The organism is Hirschia litorea (genome assembly GCF_042665075.1).
In the GTDB taxonomy this organism is placed as follows: Bacteria; Pseudomonadota; Alphaproteobacteria; order Caulobacterales; family Hyphomonadaceae; genus Hirschia; species Hirschia litorea.
Window position 1 is genome coordinate 1,211,063 of record NZ_JBHTBR010000005.1, and the last position, 26,032, is coordinate 1,237,094.

General features: G+C 44.8%; 14 protein-coding genes. 8 read left to right on the forward strand and 6 right to left on the reverse strand.

What is annotated here, in order from left to right:
* The coding region (locus ACFQS8_RS14185; RefSeq protein ID WP_382168490.1) for a transaldolase family protein at positions 1 to 240 on the reverse strand (240 nt) is incomplete at its 3' end.
* A 267-nt stretch (positions 241 to 507) separates the two neighbouring features.
* Entirely contained in the window at positions 508 to 3,489 is a 2,982-nt protein-coding gene (locus ACFQS8_RS14190; protein ID WP_382168492.1) for a TonB-dependent receptor, read from the reverse strand.
* A gap of 359 nt (positions 3,490 to 3,848) precedes the next feature.
* Here ACFQS8_RS14190 and ACFQS8_RS14195 point away from each other — a divergent pair, with 359 nt between their 5' ends.
* The 4 genes from ACFQS8_RS14195 to ACFQS8_RS14210 all read left to right on the forward strand — a co-directional run bounded on the left by ACFQS8_RS14195 (position 3,849) and on the right by ACFQS8_RS14210 (position 10,053).
* Positions 3,849 to 4,832, forward strand: a complete 984-nt coding sequence (locus ACFQS8_RS14195) for an aldose 1-epimerase (RefSeq protein WP_382168494.1) — start codon at positions 3,849 to 3,851, stop codon at positions 4,830 to 4,832.
* Positions 4,833 to 5,021: 189 nt separating this feature from the next.
* Positions 5,022 to 5,630 (forward strand): RNA polymerase sigma factor, encoded by a 609-nt coding sequence (locus ACFQS8_RS14200; protein ID WP_382168496.1) that lies wholly within the window; start codon positions 5,022 to 5,024, stop codon positions 5,628 to 5,630.
* A complete protein-coding gene (locus ACFQS8_RS14205; RefSeq protein ID WP_382168498.1) occupies positions 5,623 to 6,672 on the forward strand; it encodes a FecR family protein in 1,050 nt (349 codons plus the stop codon). Before ACFQS8_RS14200 ends, ACFQS8_RS14205 begins: the two co-directional genes overlap by 8 nt.
* A 558-nt stretch (positions 6,673 to 7,230) precedes the next feature.
* On the forward strand, positions 7,231 to 10,053 hold the full coding sequence (locus ACFQS8_RS14210; RefSeq protein WP_382168644.1) for a TonB-dependent receptor: 2,823 nt from the start codon (positions 7,231 to 7,233) through the stop codon (positions 10,051 to 10,053).
* A 309-nt stretch (positions 10,054 to 10,362) separates the two neighbouring features.
* Here ACFQS8_RS14210 and ACFQS8_RS14215 read toward each other — a convergent pair whose 3' ends face one another.
* Complete coding sequence (locus ACFQS8_RS14215; RefSeq protein WP_382168500.1) at positions 10,363 to 11,625, reverse strand: MFS transporter; 1,263 nt, start codon at positions 11,623 to 11,625, stop codon at positions 10,363 to 10,365.
* A 477-nt stretch (positions 11,626 to 12,102) separates the two neighbouring features.
* On the opposite strand from ACFQS8_RS14215, the gene ACFQS8_RS14220 reads away from it, so the two are divergent.
* Entirely contained in the window at positions 12,103 to 13,401 is a 1,299-nt protein-coding gene (locus ACFQS8_RS14220) for a serine hydrolase domain-containing protein (RefSeq protein ID WP_382168501.1), read from the forward strand.
* 82 nt (positions 13,402 to 13,483) lie between these two features.
* Here the strand turns inward: ACFQS8_RS14220 and ACFQS8_RS14225 are convergent, their stop codons facing one another.
* Positions 13,484 to 14,275: a 3-keto-disaccharide hydrolase gene (locus ACFQS8_RS14225; RefSeq protein ID WP_382168503.1), complete on the reverse strand. Its 792-nt coding sequence runs from the start codon at positions 14,273 to 14,275 to the stop codon at positions 13,484 to 13,486.
* 724 nt (positions 14,276 to 14,999) lie between these two features.
* Here ACFQS8_RS14225 and ACFQS8_RS14230 point away from each other — a divergent pair.
* From ACFQS8_RS14230 to ACFQS8_RS14240, 3 genes are all read left to right on the forward strand, one after another.
* Positions 15,000 to 17,831, forward strand: a complete 2,832-nt coding sequence (locus ACFQS8_RS14230; protein WP_382168646.1) for a TonB-dependent receptor — start codon at positions 15,000 to 15,002, stop codon at positions 17,829 to 17,831.
* 279 nt (positions 17,832 to 18,110) lie between these two features.
* Complete coding sequence (locus tag ACFQS8_RS14235) at positions 18,111 to 21,395, forward strand: DUF1592 domain-containing protein (RefSeq protein ID WP_382168505.1); 3,285 nt, start codon at positions 18,111 to 18,113, stop codon at positions 21,393 to 21,395.
* Positions 21,388 to 22,758 carry a DUF1552 domain-containing protein gene (locus ACFQS8_RS14240; protein WP_382168507.1) on the forward strand — a complete coding sequence of 457 codons (1,371 nt, stop codon included), beginning with the start codon at positions 21,388 to 21,390 and terminating at the stop codon, positions 22,756 to 22,758. Before ACFQS8_RS14235 ends, ACFQS8_RS14240 begins: the two co-directional genes overlap by 8 nt.
* Before the next feature lie 152 nt (positions 22,759 to 22,910).
* On the opposite strand, the gene ACFQS8_RS14245 is transcribed toward ACFQS8_RS14240, so the two are convergent.
* Together ACFQS8_RS14245 and ACFQS8_RS14250 are read right to left on the reverse strand one after the other, a co-directional pair.
* Positions 22,911 to 23,798 (reverse strand): alpha/beta fold hydrolase, encoded by an 888-nt coding sequence (locus ACFQS8_RS14245; RefSeq protein ID WP_382168509.1) that lies wholly within the window; start codon positions 23,796 to 23,798, stop codon positions 22,911 to 22,913.
* 161 nt (positions 23,799 to 23,959) lie between these two features.
* Positions 23,960 to 25,744 (reverse strand): TonB-dependent receptor, encoded by a 1,785-nt coding sequence (locus ACFQS8_RS14250; RefSeq protein ID WP_382168511.1) that lies wholly within the window; start codon positions 25,742 to 25,744, stop codon positions 23,960 to 23,962.
* Positions 25,745 to 26,032: the final 288 nt, after the last annotated feature.

A 26,032-nucleotide genomic window follows, 5' to 3' on the forward strand; every position in this document is an offset into this window, starting at 1 on the left:
GATATTGTCTGCAATTTTTGCCAGCTTACGCCCTTCAGCTAACATGCCTTCTGTATCAAGTGCGATGACCTCAGCAGAAACCGGACCGTTTGTGACGGAGCAGATTTCTGTAATGACTTCGACAAAATCACGTCCTGATTTTTTGATGAGTGAAGGGTTTGTTGTCACCCCATCAATCAGACCGTAGGATTCAAGCTCCCGGATTTCATCGACATTTGCTGTATCTACAAAGAATTTCATCAGAAACTTCCGCCTATTTGATGCTTAGGTTGATCAGGTTTTCAAGGTATTCCCGATGCCTAAATGCGTGTGTGCTGTTTATGCAGATTGGTTTATCATGGTCTGAGATGTCGGCAAGGGACGTCGTCTTCGAAAATAACATCTTTCAGCAGGTAATTTGGGGCGAGCGTTCGGCGTATTGGCTGGAGTTGGTATGCTTTGCACAAAAAAAACGCCTCACAGATGTGAGGCGTTTTCTATGCGTCATTCTAATGAGACGAAGGTCTTTTAGAAATTGTAGTTTGCACCAAATGTAATACGGCGGTCTGTTAGACCTTGGTAACACAGTAGGGCGCCTTCATTTACACAGGATTGTGATACTTCAGACTCTGTAAGGTTTACAGCTTCGATACCGATGTTCAGCTTTTCAGTTACATCATAATTGATGCTTGCATTGAGCTGGCCTCTGGCTTCTTGGATAACTGGGAAGCCCCATGGGTAACTTGATGTGCTACCAAAGTCTTCTGAGCGGTATGCATCACGCCATGTGTAGCGCGCTCTGGCTGAAAGGCCATATTTCTCATAGTAGAGCGTCGCGTTATATGCATTTTCAGACAGGTCGATCTCTGAAACTGAAAGCTCAACATTTGTTGCGCCATTTGCTGCGAAAACAGCTTCAGCACGAGATGTTGGTGTCCAGACTTCCTCACCACCAGAAAATTCTTGATGGGTGAAGTTAGCAAGTACACCAAAGCCTGAAGCCCAACCAATCTTGTCTTCAAAACTTGAAAGGTCGTATTGGAAGGCCAATTCGATACCTGATAGTGTGTTTTCACCCGCGCCGTTGACTTTTTGTGATGATGGAACACACACACCGCGGCCAACAGGACCAAACACGTTGATGTCTGCGATTGGGTTGAAGATACCGCCGTCTTCACAGTCAGGTCCCACAATATCACGGAAACCCGTTACAGGATCTTCGAATGGAGATTCATTTTGGTCAACAAACAAGCCTGTACGCGTTTTGTGGAAGAAACCTGCACTCAGAACGGCTGATGGAGCGAAATACCAGTCAGCTGAAATATCGAAAGATTCAACTTCTTCAGGTATCAAGTTTGGATTACCCAGATTAACCGATGAGTTTGGGCTCGTGCCGAATGTGAATGATGTAGACAAATCATCAAAGTCAGGACGTCGGATGTCCTTACCATAGCCTGCACGTACAACTAGGTTTTCTGTAATGTTTGCAGCCAAGTTTAGACGTGGCAACAAGAATTGGTAGTCGCTCGTAGTCGTTGTTGGTGAAGCAACGCCGTCAAGAATAGCATTACCTTTAGAGACAATCTCTGTTTCTAAATAACGTAGACCCGCATTCCCGCGTAGAATGCCGTGCTCGAAATTAATTTGTCCGTATACCGCATGTGTCTTTTCTTCAATGTCAAAGAATGCACTTTGGCTGGATGTGGGTGAGCTGATCGGTCCACGCGTTGAGCCTGTGATTGCGTTATTCGCAAGTATTGCTGCATTTAGCGTATCAAGCACAGCTTGAGGGTTTGAAGCGGCTAGCTCTGGATCAATTAGGAGAAAGTCGCGAACGAATAATTCTCTACCATCAGCGGCATTGAAATTATCAGGGCCAGCAACAAGGATATCTGCGAACAGATCCCCAGTTGGGCTATCGGCCATGTTTCTAAGACCAACGCTTGATGTGATCTCGTCGCGAAGGCTTGTTGTTTTATTGTAGCGGTATCCAGCATCGATTGAAGTCAGGAAAATGTTGTTTTCACTTAAATCATAAGAGATGTCAGTACGGAAAGCATCTTCGCTATTTTCTGATCTGTCTTGAGAAATGTTCACATCGCGAAGCACAATGTTTGCTGGGTCCAGCAATTGAGCTGTTGTTGGGCCACCGGCAGCGCCTTGTGCAATTCCCCATGTTAGTGAACCGCCAGTAAGGTCGTATTCAAATGGAGTACCGTTTTCATTTGATGAATTGGTTGGTGAGTTTGGGTTGATGAAGTTTAAGGTCGTGCTGAAGTCTGGACGAGTTGTGTCAGACTGAGAGGTTGCTATTTCAACCGTTCCAGAAAAATTCCCTCTATTCCATTCTGTGCCGAGTCTGAAAATCTGACTTTCAGTTAGGCGTGATCCTGTGTCACCAGAGAAGCGCAGGTTACCATCAAGGCCGTCAGTGTCTACGGGCAGGATGCCTTTGACTGCTGCGTCGATACTGCCAAGCCCTTGGCCATTAAGGGAGCCAAAATTTACTGTTTCAAACTCACTGGGAACTGCAATATCTCTTACATCAGAAATACCAGATGCTTGGATGCGAGAGCTTTCTTGGCGACGTTCTTGGTCGTTCACCACACCGTCTAGGTAGAATTTTAAGCTGTCGTTTGGTGCCCATTCAAATGCACCAGCAAAGTTCGTTGTTTGGGATTCGTAATTGTCGTAATCTTGAATCAGGAATTGAATGGGTAAAAAGTCAAAGTTTTGTGCGCTTGCTGCGCCACTGTCTGATGCAATGAGGTTGTCGCGGTCTACACGAGGGCGGAAAGCAGTCGCATCTTGTTCCGCATAACTTAAGCTGATGACTGCACCGAAGTCTCCAACTGAAGTTGGCCAATTGTCCCCATAAGTTCCGGATACTCTTGGTGTGATACCGTCTGTTGTCAGGCTGCTGTCTTCACCTTGGATGCGGATGTTGGCTACGCGGTCATTTAGGTCAAGGGGACGAATTGTTCTAAGGTTGATCGTACCACCTACAGACCCTTCAATAGTTTTAGCTTCTGGGGACTTTGTGACTTCCACAGCCGCAATCATGGCAGCTGGAACATCTTCAAAGCTGATACCGCTACGCCCCGAACCAGCTCCAACAGTAGATACACCGTTGATTTCTGTACGGTTGGCGTTTGTACCACGGATTTGCACACCTGTACCCACACCAGCAGTACGCGTGATTTGGACACCTGTTACATTCTCTAGGACTTCAGCAAGGTTTTGGTCAGGTAGTTTACCAATATCTTCGGCGTTGATGACTTCTATTAGGCTGGCTGCACTACGTTTCTCTTCTAGAGCGTTTGCGAGTGAGCTTCTAATGCCAGTGATAACGATTGTGTCGAGTTTTTTCTGTTCGTCGACAGTTGTTTCGGCATTGTCTTGCGCGATGGCAGGGGAAGCAAAGGAAAAGGCTGCGCCAGCCAGTAAGGCGGCGCGCAAGAATTGTCTTGGCTTTTGCTTGGTGGATTCTTCTCGGTGATGTGTCGGCACGGCTTATCCCTCCCAATGGGTTTTTGTTTCTGTCTTCGTCTTGATGCGAAGAGTGGTGAGTACACAATTATTTGTGATTACCAATAAGTCAACCAATAATGCTGTAATATAGTTTTAATTGGTAGGACCAATTGGGTTTATGTGTGTTGGTGTGGCAATATTGAAACAATTTTCGTTGTATGGTTGTATAGTTGGTACTTTTCGTATGTGGGTCTAGCTGAAGTGGTATACATTTAGGTCGGATGTATTTGGGCGCGCACTAAGGAAAGGGATTGATCTGACCAGTCAGCGATTGCTTTGACAGCTGTCTGCAATTAATATGACGTATAAAATAATATTATTAAACATAGGGGGAGGAGATGAAACGCCGGACGTTTATTTTAACTGTATTGGCTGGATCAAGCCTTGCACTAACAGCCTCGTGTCGTGATATGAGTGCGCCCAATCAAACAGACTTAGTAGAGGGATCGGGGGGTGATGTGGTCATGATTAGCCTTCAAAGTGGCGATGCAGAAATGACGATTATTCCAGAGATGGGCGGAGGAATTGGTTCGCTATCAATGGGGGAACGTCCGATACTGCGACCATGGAGTGGTGAAGTAGCGGACGGACCATTTGAGCTTGCATCTATTATTCTAATACCGTTCACGAACCGATTGACTGATGGGATTGTCTGGAAGGGGCAGCATTACGATATTCCGCAGAATATTGAAGGTGCAGAGCTTCCTTTGCACGGAGATGCTTTTCAGCGGCCGTGGCAAATATCCGAAACATCTGGAAATATTGCTGAGATCGTACTGCCAAACGGGAGCAATGGGCCTTTTAAGTACTCGGCCAAGCAAAAGTTTGAATTGTCGGACAATTCGGTGAAAATCACGCTTTCTATTACGAATGAAGCTGATATCGAATTGCCCTACGGGTTTGGCTTTCATCCATGGTTTCCGCGTGATGAGGATACAAAATTGACCTTTAAGGCTGATAAGGTCGGACTGCAAAATGAGATGGATATGCCTGATGAGTATATTCCAATCGCGCAAAATCCGTATTGGGATTATTCTCAAGGTAAAGTCATCCCCAAGACTGAAAAATATATCAATAATGATTTTACAGGCTGGGACCGCGTTGCCACATTGGAGCAGGGGCAGCGTTTTACGTCCGTAAAAATGACAGCGTCAGAAAACCTATCGACTGCCATGATGTACACACCTGCATGGCCTAGCGATATTGTGTGCTTTGAGCCCGTGTCTCATCAGATTGATGCGACGCGTGTTGAGGGGGCGCCAGGCATGATCGCGTTGCAGCCCAAAGAAACTGTTTCTGCATGGATGAAGCTGGAGTGGTGAACCTGTCGATCTAATTAGGCGTTGTCGTTTATCAGTGTCGAAGAGAGATGTATGCTTCTCTTCGACAAAGTACATGAAATAAAATAGCATTATATATATGCGGGTTTTGGGTGCTGAGATGTCTAAGCATTGAGGATTGCTTGTGCGAAGACGAAGTGTCTGCACGATTGGGCGCTGATTGGAACTAGAATGACGCCATTGCTGAAGGCATATATCGAAAATAAGGATAGTTTGCAGAGGTTTCTTCGGCGGTACCTATCCAGAACGCAAGACATAGAAGATGTGTCGCAAGAAGCGTTTTTACGGACATTTATGGCGAATAGATCCAAGAAGATAAATGCACCGCGCGCTTTCCTGTTCCAGACAGCAAAAAATTTAGCCCTGAACGAACTCGTCAAGAAATCAAATACGACGACTGATAATGTTGAAGATATTGATGTGGCGTGCGGCGCTACTTGGTTTGAGAATAGTGTTGATGTGGGGTATGAGTCCAAGCAGAAATTAGTGCTGCTTACTGAGGCCGTAGCAAGCCTACCATCAAGGTGTCAAAAAGTATTTATTTTGCGCAAAATTGAAGGGCTTAAAGTCAAAGAGATTGCGCATCAATTGGGTATTTCGGTCAGCGCTGTTGAGAAGCAAATTGCGATCGGCATTTTGAAATGTGAAGATTATCTGAGTGAGCGTGGGTATGATCCTGAGGACTATGGTAGGGGCGAACGTAGTTATGGGAAGAAAATCCCTAAGTCAGAAAGTCTATCAAATGATGGTAAGGTCGGTCGGGAATTAAAAGATGACTGATTCAACGAATATTGTGAAATTCCCTGATCGCAGCAAGGTGCGAGAAGAAGCCGCCTCTTGGGTGGCTATTTGCGAATCTCGTCCTTTAAGTGCCGAGCGTTTAGATGAATTGCGCCTTTGGTTGTCTCAGAGTTCTGCGCATGAAGAGGAATTTGAAAGGCTTGCCGCGTTGTGGGGGCAGTTAGATATATTAGATGAGTTGAATTATCTTGATGATATTCGTCGCCCCTCCAATGTAAAGAAAGTATCTAAAGTCATCGCAGGCATTGTGTCGGCAGTCGCAGCCATCTGGGTGGTCGGTGTTGGCTTCAATTTGGTGGATGGGACTTCAAGTAGTGTATTTCCAAAAGTAAATTCATCCATGCAACATGAGCAATTTTCGACCTTAGTAGGCGAGAAGCGGGATGTGACTTTGGCCGATGGTTCTATTGTGACGTTAAACACTGGAAGCAAGATGTCTGTAGAGTTTACAGATAGCGGGCGGGATGTGTTTTTGTTGGCTGGTGAGGCGCATTTTGAAGTGACGAAGGATGTGAGGCGCACTTTCTCTGTGCATACATCCGATGGTGTCGTGAGGGCTGTAGGAACCGCTTTTTCTGTAAAGCTTGATACAAGCAGTGTTGAGGTGACGGTTACAGAAGGACGTGTGAAGGTTGTTGAACCTTTTGAGATTGGTGATACTCACATTTCTAAGAGTGTGGGCGGCGGCCAAGAATTGGCTGCAGGTGATTATGCGCGCGTTGTGCGTGCTAAAGTTGAGCTATTGCAGCCGCTATCTAATTCTGAACTCAATCGTAGAATGTCTTGGAGGAGAGGACTGCTGGCGTTCGCAGGCGAGCCGTTATCTGAAGTTATTTTAGAGGTTGGGCGTTATACGGATGTTGACATAATCGTCGATGATCCAGCAATCGCCGAGTTGCCCATTGGTGGTTATTTTAAAGCTGGTGATGTGGATGGATTGCTTGAGGCAATCGGGCAGACATTCGATCTGAAAATTGAATATCAAGATGAAAATACCGTGCACATCCGTCGCGCTGTATAATGTGTGGCCTCCCTTTTTTTGAAAGGTAGGTTGAGATCATTTTTTTGAGATTATTGTAAACAATTGTCAAAAATGACATCTTCTAAGCTGCGGGTTTAATCGCTTCGTCTGTCTCACAGATAGACTGCTAGAGAAAATGCAGCGGACAATAATAAATTGAAGAAATTCATAGGTCGAGGAAACGCCAAGCTAGGTCGTACTGTCGTTATATCTATAATTGCGGGTACTATTATTAGCACGAGTAACATCGCCATAGCGGAGGATGATGAGAACGCACGTTTTGATTTTCAAATTGAAGCGTCTCAATTGTCTCAAGTCATGGAATTGTTTGCGCAGCAAACGGGCGTGCAACTCATCTTTCCATATGAATTAGCTTCCACTTCTGGGCTTCGGCCAATTGAAGGAAAGTATACTGTTCGCGAAGCGCTAGAGATTATATTTGAAGGCACTGATTTCTCTGCCGGTCTGACATCAAGCGGGATCGTAACGATCTCACGTGATCGCAAGGTCAAGAGGGAGGACTCAGAATTGACAAGTATTGAACTCAAAAGAATGTTAATGGCAGGCGCGGCGTCAGTCGTTGTCGGCGCGGGGGCTGCATCAGCGCAAGAGCTTACGTCAGCAGCGAATGAAGTTGTTGTACAAGACGAAAATAAAGTTATGGAGACCGTTGTAATTACGGGTATCCGTAAATCACTTATTGATGCGACAGCCATAAAGCGCAATGCGGATGGCGTCGTGGATGCCATTTCAGCAGAAGATATAGGTAAGTTTCCAGATACAAACCTCGCTGAGTCGCTTCAGCGGATTACTGGTGTGTCGATTGATCGTTCCAATGGGGAAGGTAATCAAGTTACGGTACGTGGTTTTGGGCCAAGCTTTAATTTGGTGACATTGAATAACCGTCAAATGCCGACATCTTCTACATTATTGGAAGAGGGCATTAACCGGAGTTTTAATTTCCGTGAGTTGGCCGCTGAGTCTGTATCGGGAGTAGAGGTTTATAAAACCGGTCGTGCGAATGTAAGTTCGGGCGGCATAGGATCCACAATCAATATTAAAACTGCCAAACCCTTTGACTATGACGGCTTTAAATTTGCCGGCACGGTAAAGGGTAATATGGATACAAGTGTTGAAGAGGGGCGCAGTGTCACGCCTGAAATTTCTGGATTGATTAGCAAAACCTTCCTAGATGATAAGCTTGGCATATTGCTGTCTGTTTCTCATGCTGAGCGTGACTCGCGCAGGGAACGGGTGGGGTCTCAAGGGTGGCCAGCCAATCGCGGTACTGAAGTTGATAAAAGCGGTATTGATACTTCAAATAATCCAAACCAAACACATTGGTTGCCGCTATCTATAGATGTTGACCAGCATGTGCAGGAGCGTACGCGCCAAAACGGACAGTTGGTGCTGCAATATGCGCCTACTGACCGCCTGACGATGACAGCCGATTATACGCTGTCTCGGTTCGAGGAAACTGACCGTCTGAACCGTTCAAGCTTTTGGTTTGACACAGATGCAGGTGGAAATGCTGATGCCGATGGGACAGTTACAAATCCTATGCGTGCGAATGATGAGTTGAATTTCTGGTCTTTCCATAATCTGTTTGAGACAGAAAACGACTCTGTTGGTTTCAACGTTGATTGGAAGCCAACGGATTCGCTCTCATTACAATTTGATTTCCACGATTCTACATCTCACGCGCAGCCAGATGGACAAAGTTCTGAGACTATTATCAATCTGAAAAACCCGCGTCGCGATCACGACAATGACCCCTCAACACTGCCTCAAGGTGATGTCGATATTGGGTTGATTACACGTCCGGGCGGTCGTCCAGATATTGTGTATGATGATTCTGGATTCCCAACAGGCAATGCTTTTAGTAGTGAAAATATAGTGTTTGACCTGTTTCAAACCCGTGGGTTTGAAATCAAAAACAATATTCAACAAGCACAATTGCATGGTCAGTGGGCAAACTTATCCGATGGAGCGTTGAGAGGCATCAATTTTGGTGCTGCAATGACGGATTATCAGATAGATACCTTGAGACGCAGAACAGTGGTGTTTGCGCCGGTTGATATTTCTGCGCTGGACCTTCAATTTTCACCGGTAGATGGATTTGGTAGCAATATTGGTGGCGACCAAAACCTGTTTCCTGTTTTGGCGGAATATGATGCGCTTGAAGCATTGCAATTGGCTAAGGATCAGGGGTTCTATCTGCAAAATGATCCGACTTTCAATGCTGTGAATGAAGAGACTATTTCTGCTTATTTGTCTTTTGATGTTGAGACCGAATTCAACAAAATGCCTGTGAGTTTGAATGCGGGTATTCGGTACGAAGATACTCAGGTGACAGCAAGCTCGTTGCAAAACCAGATTATTGCGCTGAATTACGTGAATACAGCGGGGCGGTTCTTTGAAATTTTCTCAGACGAGCTGACTGGGGTCGCTGAAAATAATAGTTATTCCTTACTCCTTCCGAATGTAGATTTTAGAATGGATGTGTTGGAAGATGTTGTGGGGCGCTTCTCTTATAGCCGTACAATTAGTCGACCTGATTTGTCGTCTATGTTCCCGTCACTGGCTTTAGATGCACGTCCTGGTGGGCCGTTTAATGCTTCGCGGGGGAATGCCAATCTGTCTCCACTTTCCTCCGACAATATCGATTTCACTGCTGAGTGGTATTATGACGATGCAAGTTATGCGTCTGTGGGATATTTCCATAAGTATGTTCAGAACTTTATTGGTACATCCACAGTTGTGGGAAGTATCCCTGATATCAACGGAAACCCATTAAGAGACCCAAGTATAAATCCGCGTCCTGGATGTCCTGATGAAGTTCAGGGGGGGAATCCGGATTGTTTCTCAATGCCGACTGATCCGGTCATCGAATTTAGTATAGCTCAGCCAGATAATATTCAGGATGCTGAAGTTTATGGTTGGGAACTTAACATCCAGCATACATTCGGTGAAACTGGGTTTGGTATCATTGGGAATGTCACATTAGTTGAAAGTGACCTTGCTTATGATGTGTATGATATTGATCAAACAGTCGCACTCACAGGTTTGAGTGATTCTGCAAATATTATTGGGTTCTATGAGAAAGGCCCGTTGCAGGCCCGATTGGCTTACAACTGGCGTGATGATTTCTTGCTGTCCTTAACGCAGCCTCAGCGTCCTGGGGAGCCGGTGTTCGTAGAGAGCTATGGTCAGTTCGATGTGAGTGCTAGCTATGAGATCAATGATAATTTCTCTGTTTTCCTTGAGGGATTGAATATTACTGATGAGACAACGCGGTCTCATGGGCGTTTCCCTGATCAGATCATAAGCATGGAGCAACTTGGTCCACGCTTTGCCTTTGGAGTACGGGCGGCGTTTTAGCCGTGACGAGTGCCTCCTAGTCTTAAGCTAGGGGGGTGATATCTAAGAAGGGGTGCCAAGGTTTGGTGCCCCTTTTTTTATGCTGTTCTGCTAATTTGGGTGGGGGGAGTATAAAGCAGTGTTTTCAAACTGGGGCACGGATTATAGCGGTAAGGCTAATCGGCGAACCGCGTAAGTGTGTGCGTACGCATTGTTGCGTTTAGTTTGTGGCCCACATTGGTGTTTGGGAGTTTAAAGTATCACAGCCCCCGTGAGAGTTTTAGAGGGGGCTGTGATGGAGAAGTTTAAGATATAAGTGAATGCCTCAAATTATGCTTCGAGAGGCTTATCTGTCTTGAGTTCGATTTTCTCAACTTTTCCTACGATGAATAGGTAGGATAAAAAGCCCAATACCGCGACTGTTCCTATGTAGAAAAAGGCGGGTGCGAAGTTGTCGTCAGAGATCAATACTCCGATAAGGAACGGAGTGATAATAGCGGACGTTCCTCCAAAGAAATTGAACACCCCACCGATCATTCCAACATATTCATCAGGTGCAATTAGGGATACGAAAACCCATGTGATTGAGGCTAAACCCACACCGAAAAATGAGATTGTAAGGAAGGCTATCGCTAGATTGTTATTGGTTGTGAAGTTGGCCCCAATAATAGCTGTAGAGAAAACCAACCCGAGCATTACCGGAGCTTTACGTGCAATTTCTTCAGAAATTCCTCTGCGTGACATCGCGTCAGACGAGAAGCCGGCTAAGAGAACGCCCGCAAAAGCACCTAAATAGGGCACTGCTGACATAAAGCCAGATTTAACAATTTCGATTCCTCGGTAGTCTGTAAGGTAGGTAGGGAACCATGTTAGGAAAAAGATAAACACAGATCCAATAGCAAACTGCCCAATGTATAGTCCCCATAGTTTAGAATGACTAAACGCTAGGGGGAGGTCTATCTTGGCTTGGGGGCGTTGGACAACTTCTTCTTGTGAGCCATCTTCGTTGGTTTTTTTATTATCTTCCTTTGTTTTAGGATAGAGTACAAACCAAACAACGGCCCATAAAACGCCCATGATCCCAGTTGCAATCATGAAATTGCGCCATCCAAACTCTACAAGCAAAATGGTGAGAACGGGTGCGAGAAACGCCAATCCAATGAACTGACCAGACGTATAAATACTAATTGCTGACGCACGTTGATTTGGTGGGAACCATTGGGTCACAACCTTGTTGTTGATTGGGTATGAAGGGGCTTCAAAAGCACCTACAAATACGCGACATCCGACAAGTGCGCCTAGGGAAGATACAAATCCTTGGACAATTGTGGCTAATGACCAACCCACGAGTAGGATTGGATAAAGTACGCGTGCTTTAAACCTATCAGCAACGATGCCGCCAGGTATTTGGAAGCCTGTATATGTCCATGCCCATGCAGAAAAAATAATCCCCATAGACTCTTTGGATAGGCCTAAATCGCCTCTAATGGCGGAGGCAGCAACGGATATGTTTATCCGGTCCATATAATTGATCACAACTGTAAAAAACAGTAGTGCGAGCAATAGTGTGCGTTGTCTCTTATCTGTTAGCATAACTATACAGCCTCGATTTTAACTTTGAGGTTTTTGTTTGTTTTATTCATGACTTCCTCTCCTTAATTGCCTGAACCATGAGCATGGAAATACACATTGTCAATTGTATACATATTTGATTTAGTGAGTGTGTCGGCAGAATTCGGCAGGTGTAAAAATAAACAAAAAAACCTGTACCGAAGCGATTTTAGGTGCGTGTCAATTTGTGTTGGGAAGAGTGAAAATAGGTGCTGTACGTTTCGATTGTATTGAAGCTTTTCGTCTTCAAGAACATGGAGAAATTTATCAAAACCGATGATCCCCTTTCGAAAAATGCATTTTGTCAGTAGCGGAAAGTGCTCTGCCGATTGTTGAAGCTTTCGAGGAGTATGGTGTTTCAGCGGTTAATGTTGAAATCATTTTACTAACGCTCGCCATGATGAATGGAGAGGTAGTGCCCTTCGTGAGATTCCTAGATTATTCCATGTGGAGGAAAATATGAAGTTAGCCTTACTCTCAGTGTCAGCGATTCTTTTGGGCGCGTGTGCTACGACGCCTTTGCCGGACGCTGCTCTTTCCGAAGACTCAACAAACCCTCAGCGAGCCGCATCGCAACATATTACCAAGCCGGAAGTTGTGGATAAAGTAATTTCCGATTTTGTCGCAAGTGGAGATGTCGCAGGATATTCTGTCGTCGTGTACCAAAATGACGAAGAGGTTTATTATGGTGAAGCTGGATTTGCAGACTTAGAAAGTCAAAAGCCCATCCAGCGTGATACTATTCACAGCATTTACTCAATGACTAAGCCAATAGTTAGCGTTGGTTTGATGACATTGTATGAGCAAGATTTGTTTGAATTGGATGACCCAATTTCAAAACATATACCTGAATTTGGCAATATGGTCGTCTATGCAGGTGAAGGAGAAGACGGAGAGCCAATATTTGTTCCAGCTGAAAAAACTATAACTGTCTTGGATATGCTCCGCCATACAGCAGGGCTACCAGAAAGTTTTTGGGGTGGTCCTGACACAGGGTCAGAAATTTTTGGTTCGCAAAAAGAGATTGGCTTGGAGAATACTCTCTCGGAAATGGCTGAGGCAGGCGGAAGCCTTCCATTGTTATTTCAACCGGGTACGCAGTGGAGATATTCTTGGGCTGTAGATATGCAGTCTCTAATGATAGAGCGTTTATCTGGAAAGCCTGTGGAGGAGTATCTAAGAGAAGTGTTGTTCGATCCTTTGGGAATGAAAGACACAACTTATTATGTCCCTGAAGGCGAACAACATCGTCTCGCTACCATTTACACGATGAATGAAGAGGGGGTGTTGGAGAAAAATATAGATCAATTCACTTATGATTTGCATCGCAAACCGCACGCTATGAAGCCGGGCAGTTTGGGGATGGTATCTACTATTGATGATTACTCTCAATTTGCGCTCATGCTGCTTAATGGCGGTGAGTTAAATGGTGTACGTGTTCTAAAGCCGCAGACGGTAAGTTTGATGAGTGATGATCACCTTCCTTCGGGGCTTGTTGATACAAGTTTTCTTGGCAAGCGTGGGTTTGGTCTAGGGTTTACCGTCCGTCTTTTGCCGCCAGAAAGTGATTCTGATAATTTTGGATATGTTGGCGAGTTTCGCTGGGGAGGGGCAGCCGGAACTAATTTTTGGGTGGACCCAACAAATGATCTTGCGGTTGTCATTATGACCCAACGTTTGCCTTATGATGGCAAGCTGCATAAGCAGATCCGCGATGCCGTATATAACGTAATGGATCGATTTGACGCTGTCGAATAATTCTAAAAAATAAAAGCGCGTTGCATTTTTTTGAAATGCAACGCGCTTTTGCTGCCAATCATGGGGCGTTTGATTGGTGATATTATTGGGTGCAGATGTTTTCTGCTTTGCTTGCTCCACCATGGTCTTTGATTTTGATGTTTCTGAAATCCACACCTCCATCATTGTACTGAAGCATTATTTTCCCTGAGGCGCGCTTTCCAAAATTATTTTCTTCTTTGAACATACTGCTTGCAACTTGCGCATTGAATTCTGGGCTGCAGCGATTTATTTCGATTATCTTCACTCCATTCAACCAATGCTGAATTATTTTATCCTTCACAACAATTTTGCCATTCTGCCATTCGCTATTTGATTGGCGGGCATCTCTTCCTTGCGCGTGTTGGTATTGGGGAGAAGCGATAGCGAAGAACGCTCCGAGACCGGTATTGGACGATGGTTTATCAGGTTGCGCGAATACGATTTGGTATTCAGGCAATGATTTTTCTCCAAGTTTAGATAGATATTTTACACCACTATTTGCACCATCGGCAACTTTGAAATCGAACATAAGTTCGAAATTGGAATAGGATTTGTCTGTGAAAATGCTCTGAGAGTCTTTTTCGCGCTTTGTGTCGGACTTGATGGATTTAAGTGTTGAGCCTTCAATAATCCAGCGGTCTGTCGTTGCCTGACTTCCGTCCACAAATTGCCAGCCGTCAAAAGTTTCACCATCCCATAAATATGTGAAGTTAGTTGGCGATTGGCGTTCAATTGTTGGGTTTTGGATTGTGTCCGTTTGATTGGAACTGGGGGGGCTGCTCTTATTGAAGCCCTGTTGGGATGTGCATGCTGCGGCCAAGCATATGGCGGATATTCCGATAAATTTATTCACTTCTTCTCCCCGATGATGATCTTAAGTTTGCGGCGATTAGTCAGCCTTTTAATTTTGGTGTATTGTTCATTGTAAACATTTTGTGCAAGATAACACAATTGTAATTGCTGGGTGCGCGTTCAACCCATGCCTTATTGCGAAGCAATTATTTGCATTGGGCTAAGGCTGAAACCTGATCGCAATTGAGTATGATTATTTTGAATCTGCTGAAGAAGAGAGGAGAGGGAAATACAAAATAAATGAAATAAAATTGATAAGGGGATGGAGGATATTTTCTTGTCAATTGTTTACAATTTTACGTGCTCGGTAGTGATTGAACAATAATCCGCACACTGAGCACATATTCGGGAGGAAAATTGGGATAAGAATATTACGCAACCATATGTGGCTGTGCATAGCTATTTACGCTTCTGCTCTGCAGCATGCACATTCCGAAGGAAAGACAATTTCCTTTACTTTGCCTGAGGTAAGTGTTGCCGAGGCTTTGCAGTTGGTTGCGGAACGTTTTGATATCCCTCTTTTATTTTCACCGGAGATCGTTGGAACCACAAATATTCGTGGTTTCGTTTGTGAATGTACGGTGGATGAAATTCTAGCTAAAGTTTTAGAGGGGCATGAATTAGAGGCGCATAGGACTGACTACAATGTCATACTTATTCGCCCATCTACTCTACCGTATTTAGGCGGAGAAAAAAAAGTGAACAATTCGACTCGGAAATCTTTAATGGGGGCTGCAGCTGCGGCGGCATTGTCTTTTGCCAATCAGCAAGCTTACGCGCAAACGAGTGACGCGGGGACAAATGCTGAGGTGGTGGACGGTGCCGGCGGACAGGAAATTGCTGACGCAAATCGGACATTAGATACCATTGTTATTACGGGTATTCGTGGATCGTTGAAAGATGCCATGGATATAAAGCGCTCAGCTCAAGGTGTTGTTGACGCGATTTCAGCAGAAGACATTGGTAAATTTCCAGACACCAACCTTGCAGAGTCCTTGCAGCGTATTACGGGTGTATCTATTGATCGCTCGAATAATGAAGGTAACCAAGTTACCGTTCGTGGTTTCGGACCAAGCTTCAACATGGTGACATTGAACGGGCGTCAAATGCCACGCTCATCCTCAATTGAGTCTGAAGGTATAACGCGTAGTTTTAATTTCCGAGAAATATCATCGGAATTGGTGTCAGGCGTCGAGGTTTATAAGACGGGGCGTGCTGATGTGGACTCTGGCGGTATTGGTTCCACAATCAATGTGAAAACTGCTCGTCCATTTGACTATCAAGGCTTCACTGCGTTTGGAAGCGTAAAGGGAGTGATCGATAGAAGCGTCGAGACGGGCGATGATATTACCCCAGAGATTTCTGGATTGGTGAGCCATAAATTCCTAGATGATAAAGTAGGGATATTGTTGGCGTTGTCACAATCTGAGCGCCATAGTCATACGGACCGTGTGGGCACAGAAGGTTGGGTACGTAACCGTGGCCAGAATATTGATACTAGCAACATAGATAATGGTACTGGATCTTGGTGGGCGCCCTGGACAGTCGATCTGGATTTACTTGATACACAAAGAAAACGTCAAAATGGGCAGCTTGTATTACAGTTTGCACCTACTGATCGCTTAACAGCTACTATTGACTATACTGCCCAACGTTTTGAACAAACGTCTAACATGAATCGTCAGGGACTATGGTTTGATGAGCCAACAGGTGTGCCGGATGTAAATGGTACATTGGTGAACCCTATAGAAGTAACGGATGAGTTGAATTTCTGGGCATGGCAGTTCTATGAGAAAACAGAAGGGGACTCTGTCGGTCTTAACTTGGACTGGCAAGCAACAGATACTCTGAGTTTTACTTTTGATTTTCACGATTCAACATCTAAATCTAACCCGAATGGCACCAATTCTGAGCACCGCACAAATCTGGCAAATGGCATATATGAACTTAACGAAGAGGGTGTGCTAGAAGGCGTTGCCAATAAGCTGGTGAATTTTTCTGCTGACTTCTCGGGTGATATTCCAACAGTAACAGTGGACGATTCAGCACTTCCAGGAAATGGCGCATACGATAAGGCCAATATTATACCCGATTTATTTCATACTTATGGGTATCAAATTGACAACCAAATTCAACAAGCCCGTTTCGCTGGTAAATGGGAAAATGCTGGCGAAGGTGCGTTAACAGCGGTAAACTTTGGACTTCAAAAAACGTCATATAAAGTTGATACGCGTCAATTTGGAACTTTTGCTTTCATTACCACGCTGGCCCTTGATGACCTAAGTTTGGATTTTGAACCTGTAGGCGATGCTCTGAGTGAATTTGGAGATGCCACAACTATTTATCCATTTGTTCCAAGATATTCTGCGAGCGAATACATCTCACTTGCCGATGAGCAAGGACTATTCTTCCAAGCTCCGCCTTCTTCAGATGGTGTGGAAGAGGAAACACTCGCGGCGTTTGTGAGCGCAGAATTTGAAACTGAATTTAATGGAATGCCGGTTTATGCTAATGCGGGGGTTCGATTTGAAGATACAAATGTTTCAGCGTATTCAGTTTTGGAGACAATTCAGAATCTTCAATACAATCACCTAGAAGGTATTTCTGTAATTTATGATGGCGTTCCGGTCGCGCAGACTCTTTATGGTGGATACAAGAAAATTCTACCTAATTTCGATGTGAAGGTTGATATCACCGACCAATTGGTAGGGCGCTTTTCATATGGAAGAACCATGACGCGTAGTGAATTGGACAAAATGTTCCCATCCACGAGAATTACGCAGGTTCGTCCTGGGGATCCAGCTCTTGCACGTCAGGGGAATCCAAATTTGCTTCCATTTGAGTCTGATAATTTCGATTTTTCAGTCGAATATTATTACAATGAAGCAAGCTATGTGTCTGTGGGGTATTTCCAGAAATACGTAAACAACTTTATTGGTGAGACAACCGTTTTAAGTGTTATTGAAGATGCGAATGGTAACCCTCTTACTGACCCGAGCGTGGACGCTGATCCGGCATTGTGTCCAGACGCGACTATTCCTACGGCTGCATGTTTCAACCGTGCAGATCAACCAGTATTGAATTTTGAATTTACTACGCCTGAGAATTTGGATTCTGCTGAAGTTGATGGTTGGGAATTTAATGTCCAGCACATATTTGGCGATAGCGGCTTTGGCGCGATTGCCAACTATACGTTGGTGGATTCTGATGCAAAATATGACATTCGTCAGATTAATGGAAACCGTGCGCTCTCTGGGTTAAGTGACTCAGCGAATTTGGTAGCGTTTTATGATAAAAACGGTATCCAAGCGCGAATTGCATATAATTGGCGTGATGAGTTTCTGTTAAAAGGTGGAAATGAACCAACCTTCACAGAAGCTTATGGGCAATTCGATGCAAATGCGAGCTATGAAATAAACGATCATTTCACGGTGTTTATTGAAGGCTTGAACCTCACAAATGAAACGACTCGACGTCACGGTCGCTATAGAGAGCAGCTATTGAGTGCTGAACAATATGGTGCGCGTTACAATGTCGGGCTGCGGGCTAAGTTTTAGTCTATAGCCTCTGAGCCATGTGGGGTTTTACTCTTGTAGAACTTCACATGGGTCGGATTCAGTAGTGAAGATTTATCCTGTTGATTTGATGGTCGAAAGTTTTTCATTGGCCGGAGTAGAGGATATGTGCAGCTGAAGTGTTAGAATGATTACAGCTGCGCCGTGAATGGCAATTTTACATCACAATAATTTGAGAGGCGAATGCCGGATTTTCCGCGTTGAAAAATTATTAAATATATGTAATATTGTCTACAATTAACAAAAATCTTGAGGAAAAAGATGCGTCGCCCCATATTACTAATTTGGCTAATCACGATAGGCCTCGTGCTAGGTGTGCAGTTTACAGCGATATTAGCTCCATTAAACGGAGCTGAAGGAGCAGGTTTTGGGCGGTTCTTGGGGCGCTTTCACCCACTTATTTTACACTTCCCAGTCGCTTTTTTAGTGCTCGCCGGATTACTGGAACTTACGAGGTTAAATAAAAAAACGGCTAAGTTTTCTGAGTTTGTCGGGCCTGTTTTAGTGCTTGCGGCTCTCTCTGCTTGTGCGACTGTAATTCTGGGTATTTTGCTTGCGTCGAATGAAGGACATGCAGGAGATTTGGTTGAGCGACATCGCGGTCGAGGAATAGGTGTAGCTATTCTCGCATGTCTTGCTGCAGCAATTTATTATACTGATATATTTGTAAAAAATACAAAATTGAAAATTGGATACCGTGCATGTTTAGGGATTTCCATTGCTTTGATGGGGCTTGCTGCTCATGACGGTGGTTCGATGGTTCATGGACCTACTTATTTGGCAGACCACGCACCAAAATTTCTGCGCCCAATATTGATAACGCATGTTGGCGAGGAAACTACGCAAACCGCACAAGTATCTCATGACGGCACAGGAATATCTCCTGACCTTATAGATCGTTTCCAAGGAGATGTTGGTAGCTTCTTTGGTAGTTATTGCTCTCGCTGTCACGGCGATGGAAAGCAAGAAGCTAACGTAAAGCTGGCAGATTTTGATCCGACGTTTCAAGCGCACGACAGTCAGCATCACTGGAATAGAGTATTGGGAGTGTTGGGATCTCACCGGATGCCACCTGTTGAAGCAAAACAACCCAATGGTCCCGTAAGAGCAAAAGCAATCAATTGGATTCAAGACGCCCTAAAGGAGCATGCGCTAGCGCGTCGTGCTGATCGTGCGAATGCACCCTTGCGTCGTTTAAGTAAGCGGGAGCTCAACCACGTTTATCAAGACCTTTTTAATGTGGGATCAGATTTCTCGGGTATTTTGCCATCAGATCCTAAGTCAGAGCACGGGTATGATACTGATGCGGACCTATTGATGGTCGCGATGTCCGATCTTCGTTTCTATCAAGATATCGCAAGAGAAGCGGTGAATAGCTATGTGAAAATAGGCGATCGGACGGATAATGTTGAGCACTTCTTTGTTGAGATGGAGGATGTCTATCACTACGGCCGCTTAGAAGGTGATAATTTATCTTATGATCGCGCTCCTTCTCCAATTTCAGCATCAGAACTGAAAGCTATAAAGCAGGCTAGAGAAGGTAAAACACCAATATATCGTGATCGAGTTTATGGTCCATTGCCATATGGTGTGATTCCCACAGGAGATGTGCGTGGTGTGGGTGAGGGAAGAGGCTTTGCTAGACTTCACGAGCAGTTTATGTTGCTGAGAACAAAGCAAACCCATGGTGAGGTTACTGTTAAAGTAAAAGCTGCCATGATACCGGGTAAAAATGGTGATAAAAGTGTTCCGCGCCTAAAGCTGGAAGCCGGCTGGCGTAAAATTCAAAGCTTGAGAGTATCCGTAATTGGGGAGAAGGATGTTACTGCGCCTTTAGATGCTCCACAAACTGTTGAATTTAAATTCAGGTTAGAGGACGTTATCGTTCCTGAAAAAGCGCGCCATGATCCTGAAGGTGAAGATAGATGGTTGTTGCTGGTGCTATCGAACTATGCACGCCACGAAAAGGGTGCGCTTGCGGGGTCGATTTATGGTCAAGTAGACCCATATTTGCCATCATACGCCACTGTTGCTCTTCCGTACAGAGAGCAAGCAGAAGCCGCTGCTGAATACCAAAAAGTTGGTTTAGCAAAGTGGAAAGAAGGCGGTGTTCCTTATTTGAAATTGGATGCTGTAGAAGCTTCTATAACGCCAACTGAAGCCAATCCTGAGTCTCGTTGGGTCATTGAGCCACCAGCTAGCGATGAGGTGGAGGTGCAAGTTGCGAAAGTGCGGGAGGTATTGTCACAATATTTACCCTACGTATTCCGACGTTCTGTGCATCCTTCGGAGTTAGTACACTACGAGAATCTTTTCAGAAAACTAAACGAAGGCGGCGATGGATTTGAAGTTGCTTTGAAAGAAACCATGGCGTCAGCACTGATTTCACCTGAGTTTCTATACATAGGATATCCAGCAGCACGGATTGAAGCGGATGCGGTGGATAGAGAAGAAATTCGTCAGAATAATTATTTAGCATCTCGTTTGTCTTTTTTCTTATGGTCTTCCATGCCGGATGAAACGTTGATGCAATTGGCGGCTGATCTGAAATTAACAGACCCTGCAGTACTCGCGGCTCAAGTTGAGCGGATGTTAGATGACCCCAAATCTCTTCGCATGAGTAGGACGTTTGCGGATCAATGGTTGCAGTTGGAGAAAGTTGCAAACACGGGTGTATCACCGGAAATTTATCCCGATTACAGCTCAGAGTTTGCTCAGTTAATCGTTGAAGAAACGCGTTCTACTTTTGTGGATGTCGTGAAAAATGGAAGAGACGCGCGTTCTTTGTTTAAGTCAGAGTATATGATGTTGAATGAAGAATTGGCGCGTCACTATGGTGTCGAAGGTGTTGTCGGTGGTGACATGCGTCGTGTGCATGTTGGTGACCCTCCGGAGCGTGCTGGTATTTTAACCAATGCCAGTATCCTAACCATGAACTCCAATGGTCAAGATTCTCACCCTATTAAACGAGGTGTGTGGTTGCTGGAGAGGGCGTTAAATGATCCGCCTCCACCTCCGCCTCCCTCGGTGCCAGATCTTGATACCAACAATCCGTTGCTAGCGAATATGACGCTTAAAGAGAAGATTGAGCATCACCGTCAGCTCAGTGCGTGTTCTGGGTGTCATGAACAGATCGACCCATGGGGCGTAGCATTCGAAAACTTTGATGCGACAGGACGTTGGAGAGATACTGTTACCGTTAAAGAGGGGAGCCCTCCGCGTGAAGTTGATGCAAGCAGTGTGCTTCCTGATGGAACGCATATAGCTCACTTTGAAGAAATTAAAGCCTATCTTCTCGACAGCAAAGAAGATGTTCTCATGGGAAATATCGTTCAACATTTGATGACGTATTCCTTGGGACGCGAACTCGATATTTTGGACAAGCAAGAAGCGGAAGAGGTCGCAACGACTTTCCGAGCATCTGGCTACAAAATACCGGAATTAATTAAGGCCATTGTACAAACAGACGCTTTTACGAACAGAAATCAGCATGCGTTAGAAAAGCAGAAAGCTGAACAAACTATGGGAGAAACAAGTCATGAGTAGAGGATTATTTTCAGATCGTAGATCTTTTTTGAAAGCTGGGGGTACGTCATTGCTTCTGCCAGCTCTCTCTTCTTTGGCATATCCTGCATATGCAAAGAATACTGGGTCATCTGAAGCAGGTAGTCTTGCAGGCACACCACCAAAGCGCTTGTGTTTCGTTTTCTTTGGTATGGGAGTTAGTTTGCCACCAGAAGGGCATGTTGCACATAAGGATTGGCATTGGTTTCCCCACCAATTGGGCAGTGATTATAAATTTAACAAATCATTGGAGGCACTTGAGCCCTATAAAAGCAAACTAAGTGTTCTTTCAGGCTTATCCCACCCTCGTACCCGAACAATGTATTCCCACTCTACAGGGGGGTATTTTTTAAGCGCGGCTGACCCTGAGGCCCCAGGTGGGAATTCAATCTCTGCGGACCAAGTCTATGCCAACCACATTGGGGGGGAGACTCGCTACCCATTCATTACCATGTCGACAGAGGGAGGGGTTGGTGATTTTCGTGAACCTCACACCATGTCATATTCCGGTACGGGGCAGCCTATCCCTTCTGTTGCAGGGCCTCGTGGACTATTCAATGAATTATTTAGTGTGCAAAATGCAGGACGTGAGGCTATAGAGCGCCAATATGGCCGTGACCGATCGATATTGGATTCTTTGGTCCCTGACCTGAAGAAGTTAAATGCTTCTCTGCCCTCAGAAGATAAGGCGCGTTTGGAGCAATACGCAACGGCTGTGCGGTCTTTGGAAAGCCGTATTGCGCGTGCGCAGTCATGGTTGGACGTACCAAAGCCTGTTGTACCGGAAAGTCAGTTTGTTCTCGACGTTGATCCGATAAAAGATGGTCCAACACAATTTATCGACTCAATGTTCCAATTGATCCATACAGCCTTTGTGACTGATAGTACGCGGGTTGCGTCCTATGCCTTGGTTGAAGAGTCACCTGGTGCTGTGGCATGTCGTTTTCCTGAAGCTTTAGGGCTTCCTCATCACCACAGTATTTCCCACGACTTCAATTCTGAAGGTGGATACGAACGTTGGGGACGGTATGATCAATATCTCGCACAGCGCTTTGCTGGTTTCTTGAAGCAAATGGATGAAACGGATGATCCATTTGCCGAAGGGTCTTTGTTGGATAATACGATCATACTCTTTGGTTCAGGTACGAGTACTGAGCATAACCCTCGTAATTTCCCGTTAGTGTTGGCCGGTGGAAATAATTTTGGATTGAAGCATGGTAAGCACCAGCGCTTTGAAGAAGATATCCCAATGTCTAACCTTCTGCTTACATTGCTACAGCAGCTTGGTACACCGGTAGATAAATTTGCAGACAGCACAGGAAATATTCCGGAGTTGCTGATCTAAAATTGGGCTAAGAAATTTTATAAGTTCAGTTTTAAAATTGACTGCTTTTGGTTTTGCTAATCCCTAGGATCTGCAAAACCAAAAGCTCGTCATTGCTGTGGTTTTATATCAAAAAATCTCGTACTGCTGATAGGACTGAGTACGTGAAATTCTTAAGTCTGTGGTCTGTTTATCAATAGGGTTTCGATAAGAATTTTATGGACTTCTTCGGGCGCTGTTATCATTGCTTCATGTCCTGTTTGTATTTCTAAATAGTTCCAATGACTGTCACTTTGCGCGACCTTGGCGAAATATGGGAAGCTCGTCTGCTCCAACACAGGGGCTACGCAATGGACGTAAGTTTTCGGTATGTCTTTGGCTCCACCATTTTCCAATCTAATGGTTGAAAACCATGGCCGCATAGGGTTGGGCGTTAAATTCTCAACGACCCAATTGTAAGAGGTGTGATCCGTTGGGATACCCAGCGCGTGGGCAGGAAATACCCGCATGGATAGCCCATTGTCATCAGATAGTGACAACAAAGCATTCTTGGTTGCATCCAGCACATCATGAGATTTAGTGGGCCCAGCTGTGAGCATGGATTGTCCGTCAGTTGGTACGGCTGCATCTAGGTACACAATGTGAGTAATTTGTTTTTGGAGCCGATCAGCGACGCCTGTAATCACCATGCCGCCATAAGAATGCCCCACAAGAACAAAATTTTTGAGTTTTGCGGCAATTATTGCGTCAACGACATTTGAAATATGAGTTTCGAGATCAATGTCTTGGGTGAGTTCGGAGGCACGATTTCCTAACCCTGATAGAGTTGGGGTTAATACGGTATGTCCATCTCTCTCCAATAGTTGTTTTACTTCCCGCCAGCACCATCCACCATGCCATGCTCCATGAACTAAAACAAATGTTTGAGGAGGCACGTTCCTGTGCGTATCTACCTCAATTGTAGACGTATTTATGCAGCCCGAAATCGTTAGGATATAGGCAGCACTAGCTCCGAGCATAAGCGAGCGTCGTGAGAGTTTTTTGTCGATTAATTTAGTCAATGTGAAACGTTCTACTCAAGCAGTATGCGGTTGAAAGGGGAGGGATATCAATAGGTCAGTTCTGAATTGAAATTGATGCCTGAGATCCATGTGGTTTTTGATTTGAGGAGGTGAGAAATAGTAGTCCGCTTTAGTAGCGGGCTACTACTTGTGTGCAGTTGTTAGAATGACAATTCTGCTCTGATCCCAAATGTGCGCTTTTCTTGTGGGATTACTGTCACCCCGAGGTTATTGAAATCAAAAGTCCCTGGGTCCGCTGGGTTTCCAACATCAAAGTAACTTAAACCGCCACGCCAAGATGTTTCATCAAAAATGTTCTTCACAAATATTTCTAATCGAAGATCATCTTTTTCTAGGCCCATACGAAAATCAGCGAGTGCAAAAGGTCGAATTTTTGCTAAATTGGCTGAGCTTGTAAAAGTTTCTCCTTGATAGACAATATCTCCACGGACAAACATTTCCCACATAGCATTCAATTGATGAGTGTATGTGCTGGATATATTACCTGACCACTCGGGAAAGCGCGGGGCTCGATTGCCTTGGAAATTTCGAGACCCACCATTGGCGCGCGCAAATGTCGTCAAACCAAGGTAATTTGTATATTCGTTGGAGTTATAGGACAAAGAGCCATCAAATCGCAGATTGTCTGTCGCGACATAGGATGCATCGACTTCTACTCCATGTGATTTTGAGCTACCAGATGAAGCAATTTGAACTGTATTGGGTGTTGCATTTGGAACGCCATTTAGATCATCATCTCTATAGACTGTCACAAAATTTGTACTAGGCTGATTGCTCCAATCGTAGGAGTAGGCAGCCGTGTTAAGATTTAGGCGACCGTTTAATCCAACAATTTTGAATCCGATTTCAATGGAGTCTAACGTTTGGGTGTCTGTAAATTCCTTGAAATCAGCTCCCAGAGTTGCGCGCATTTGATCACATTCAGAAAGTGAACTTGGAAGACCTGTATTTGGGTCAATGAAGGGAGATGTATATGCTTGCTGGCTACAATTGATGATTACACCATTGGTCAAACCTGGCAAAAAGCCTTGCGACCAGTTTGCGTATAGTGTGAGTGCATCTGAGACCTCGTAAGATGCGGTTATGCGAGGTAAAAACTCTTCGTAGCTCTGGGTGATGGTCGATATTCCATCATTCCGATCTTCACTTTGGAAGCGTCCTTCAATACCTAAGGTTAATTTGTCTGTTATATCAAATGAGGCTGCTCCATATATACTGGAAACGTCTGCGAAATCTCCACCATCATTTCCAGTCGGGAGGAAGAGAGGGCAGAAAGCAGCGATAGGGCAAGCAGCTACAAATGTGCCTCCAGTCGCACTCGTGAGAAATTCCTGCTCGTAGTAATTTGCGCCGACAAGCCAAGTTAGGCGGCCACCATCGGATGATGTTAGAGATATATCTATACCTTTGTCTTCGCTTTTGCGTGCGTTGTAAGAGTACCAAGATTCTGTAGGTGTAAGATCTAGGTCACGAAGGGAAGCTCCCTGACTCTCATTGTATGACGCTGACATTGAGAGCGTCATGTTGTTTTCGAATTCATAGTTTGTCTTAAGAGATGCCCTAAACATGTCACGGCGCAAACCAAACCGATCTAGTTCGGGGACGCCAGAAATCGTATTTGCGTTCAATAGATTGTTAATGAGGAAATCTGCATTTCCCCCTGCAAATGCTTGCAGGCGCAAGCTTGTGTTGTAATCAATTGGGTTAAAGTTGAGATTGCCCAGTTCGGGAACATCACCACAAACAAAACCAGTTGGGTTTAGGATGACTGAGTTTCCCTGATCGTCCAAGCCTTGCCGAGTAGTGCCTGAGCAAGTGTCTGCCAAACGTCCAGGGATAAAGCCCGCAGCAGCGGGGCCATCGTCGTCTTGCTGATAAAATAAACGAAGCTTGGCATCAAATTTAGATGTCGGTTGCGCGAACAATACCGCCGAAATTGCTTGTGACTTTTCTTCTCCTAAATTGCTTCCGTCCCTTTAAAGATAATGGCTTGATACAATCATTGCCCCATTCACTAATTTTACCTAAGCGAACAGGGTATGTCGGGGTTCGGCGACAAGGTATTCAGCGACCATGTGTTTTGCGTATGATTAAGATCATCAAAGACAATGCAGTTAAGGCTTATGGTGGCTCTTAAACGGTGGAGCACTCTTAGTATGTGCTCTATTGTGAGGGCTCAGATGAGCAAAAGCGAATGTAGCTATATTGAATAC

Bases quoted from the DNA above. Each gene is read 5' to 3' on its own strand.
- ACFQS8_RS14210 (WP_382168644.1), top strand. From the start codon at position 7,231: ATGGCAGGCGCGGCGTCAGTCGTTGTCGGCGCGGGGGCTGCATCAGCG.
- ACFQS8_RS14200 (WP_382168496.1), top strand. From the start codon at position 5,022: ATGACGCCATTGCTGAAGGCATATATCGAAAATAAGGATAGTTTGCAG.
- ACFQS8_RS14220 (WP_382168501.1), top strand. From the start codon at position 12,103: ATGAAGTTAGCCTTACTCTCAGTGTCAGCGATTCTTTTGGGCGCGTGT.
- ACFQS8_RS14195 (WP_382168494.1), top strand. From the start codon at position 3,849: ATGAAACGCCGGACGTTTATTTTAACTGTATTGGCTGGATCAAGCCTT.
- ACFQS8_RS14230 (WP_382168646.1), top strand. From the start codon at position 15,000: ATGGGGGCTGCAGCTGCGGCGGCATTGTCTTTTGCCAATCAGCAAGCT.
- ACFQS8_RS14240 (WP_382168507.1), top strand. From the start codon at position 21,388: ATGAGTAGAGGATTATTTTCAGATCGTAGATCTTTTTTGAAAGCTGGG.
- ACFQS8_RS14235 (WP_382168505.1), top strand. From the start codon at position 18,111: ATGCGTCGCCCCATATTACTAATTTGGCTAATCACGATAGGCCTCGTG.
- ACFQS8_RS14215 (WP_382168500.1), bottom strand. From the start codon at position 11,625: ATGCTAACAGATAAGAGACAACGCACACTATTGCTCGCACTACTGTTT.
- ACFQS8_RS14205 (WP_382168498.1), top strand. From the start codon at position 5,623: ATGACTGATTCAACGAATATTGTGAAATTCCCTGATCGCAGCAAGGTG.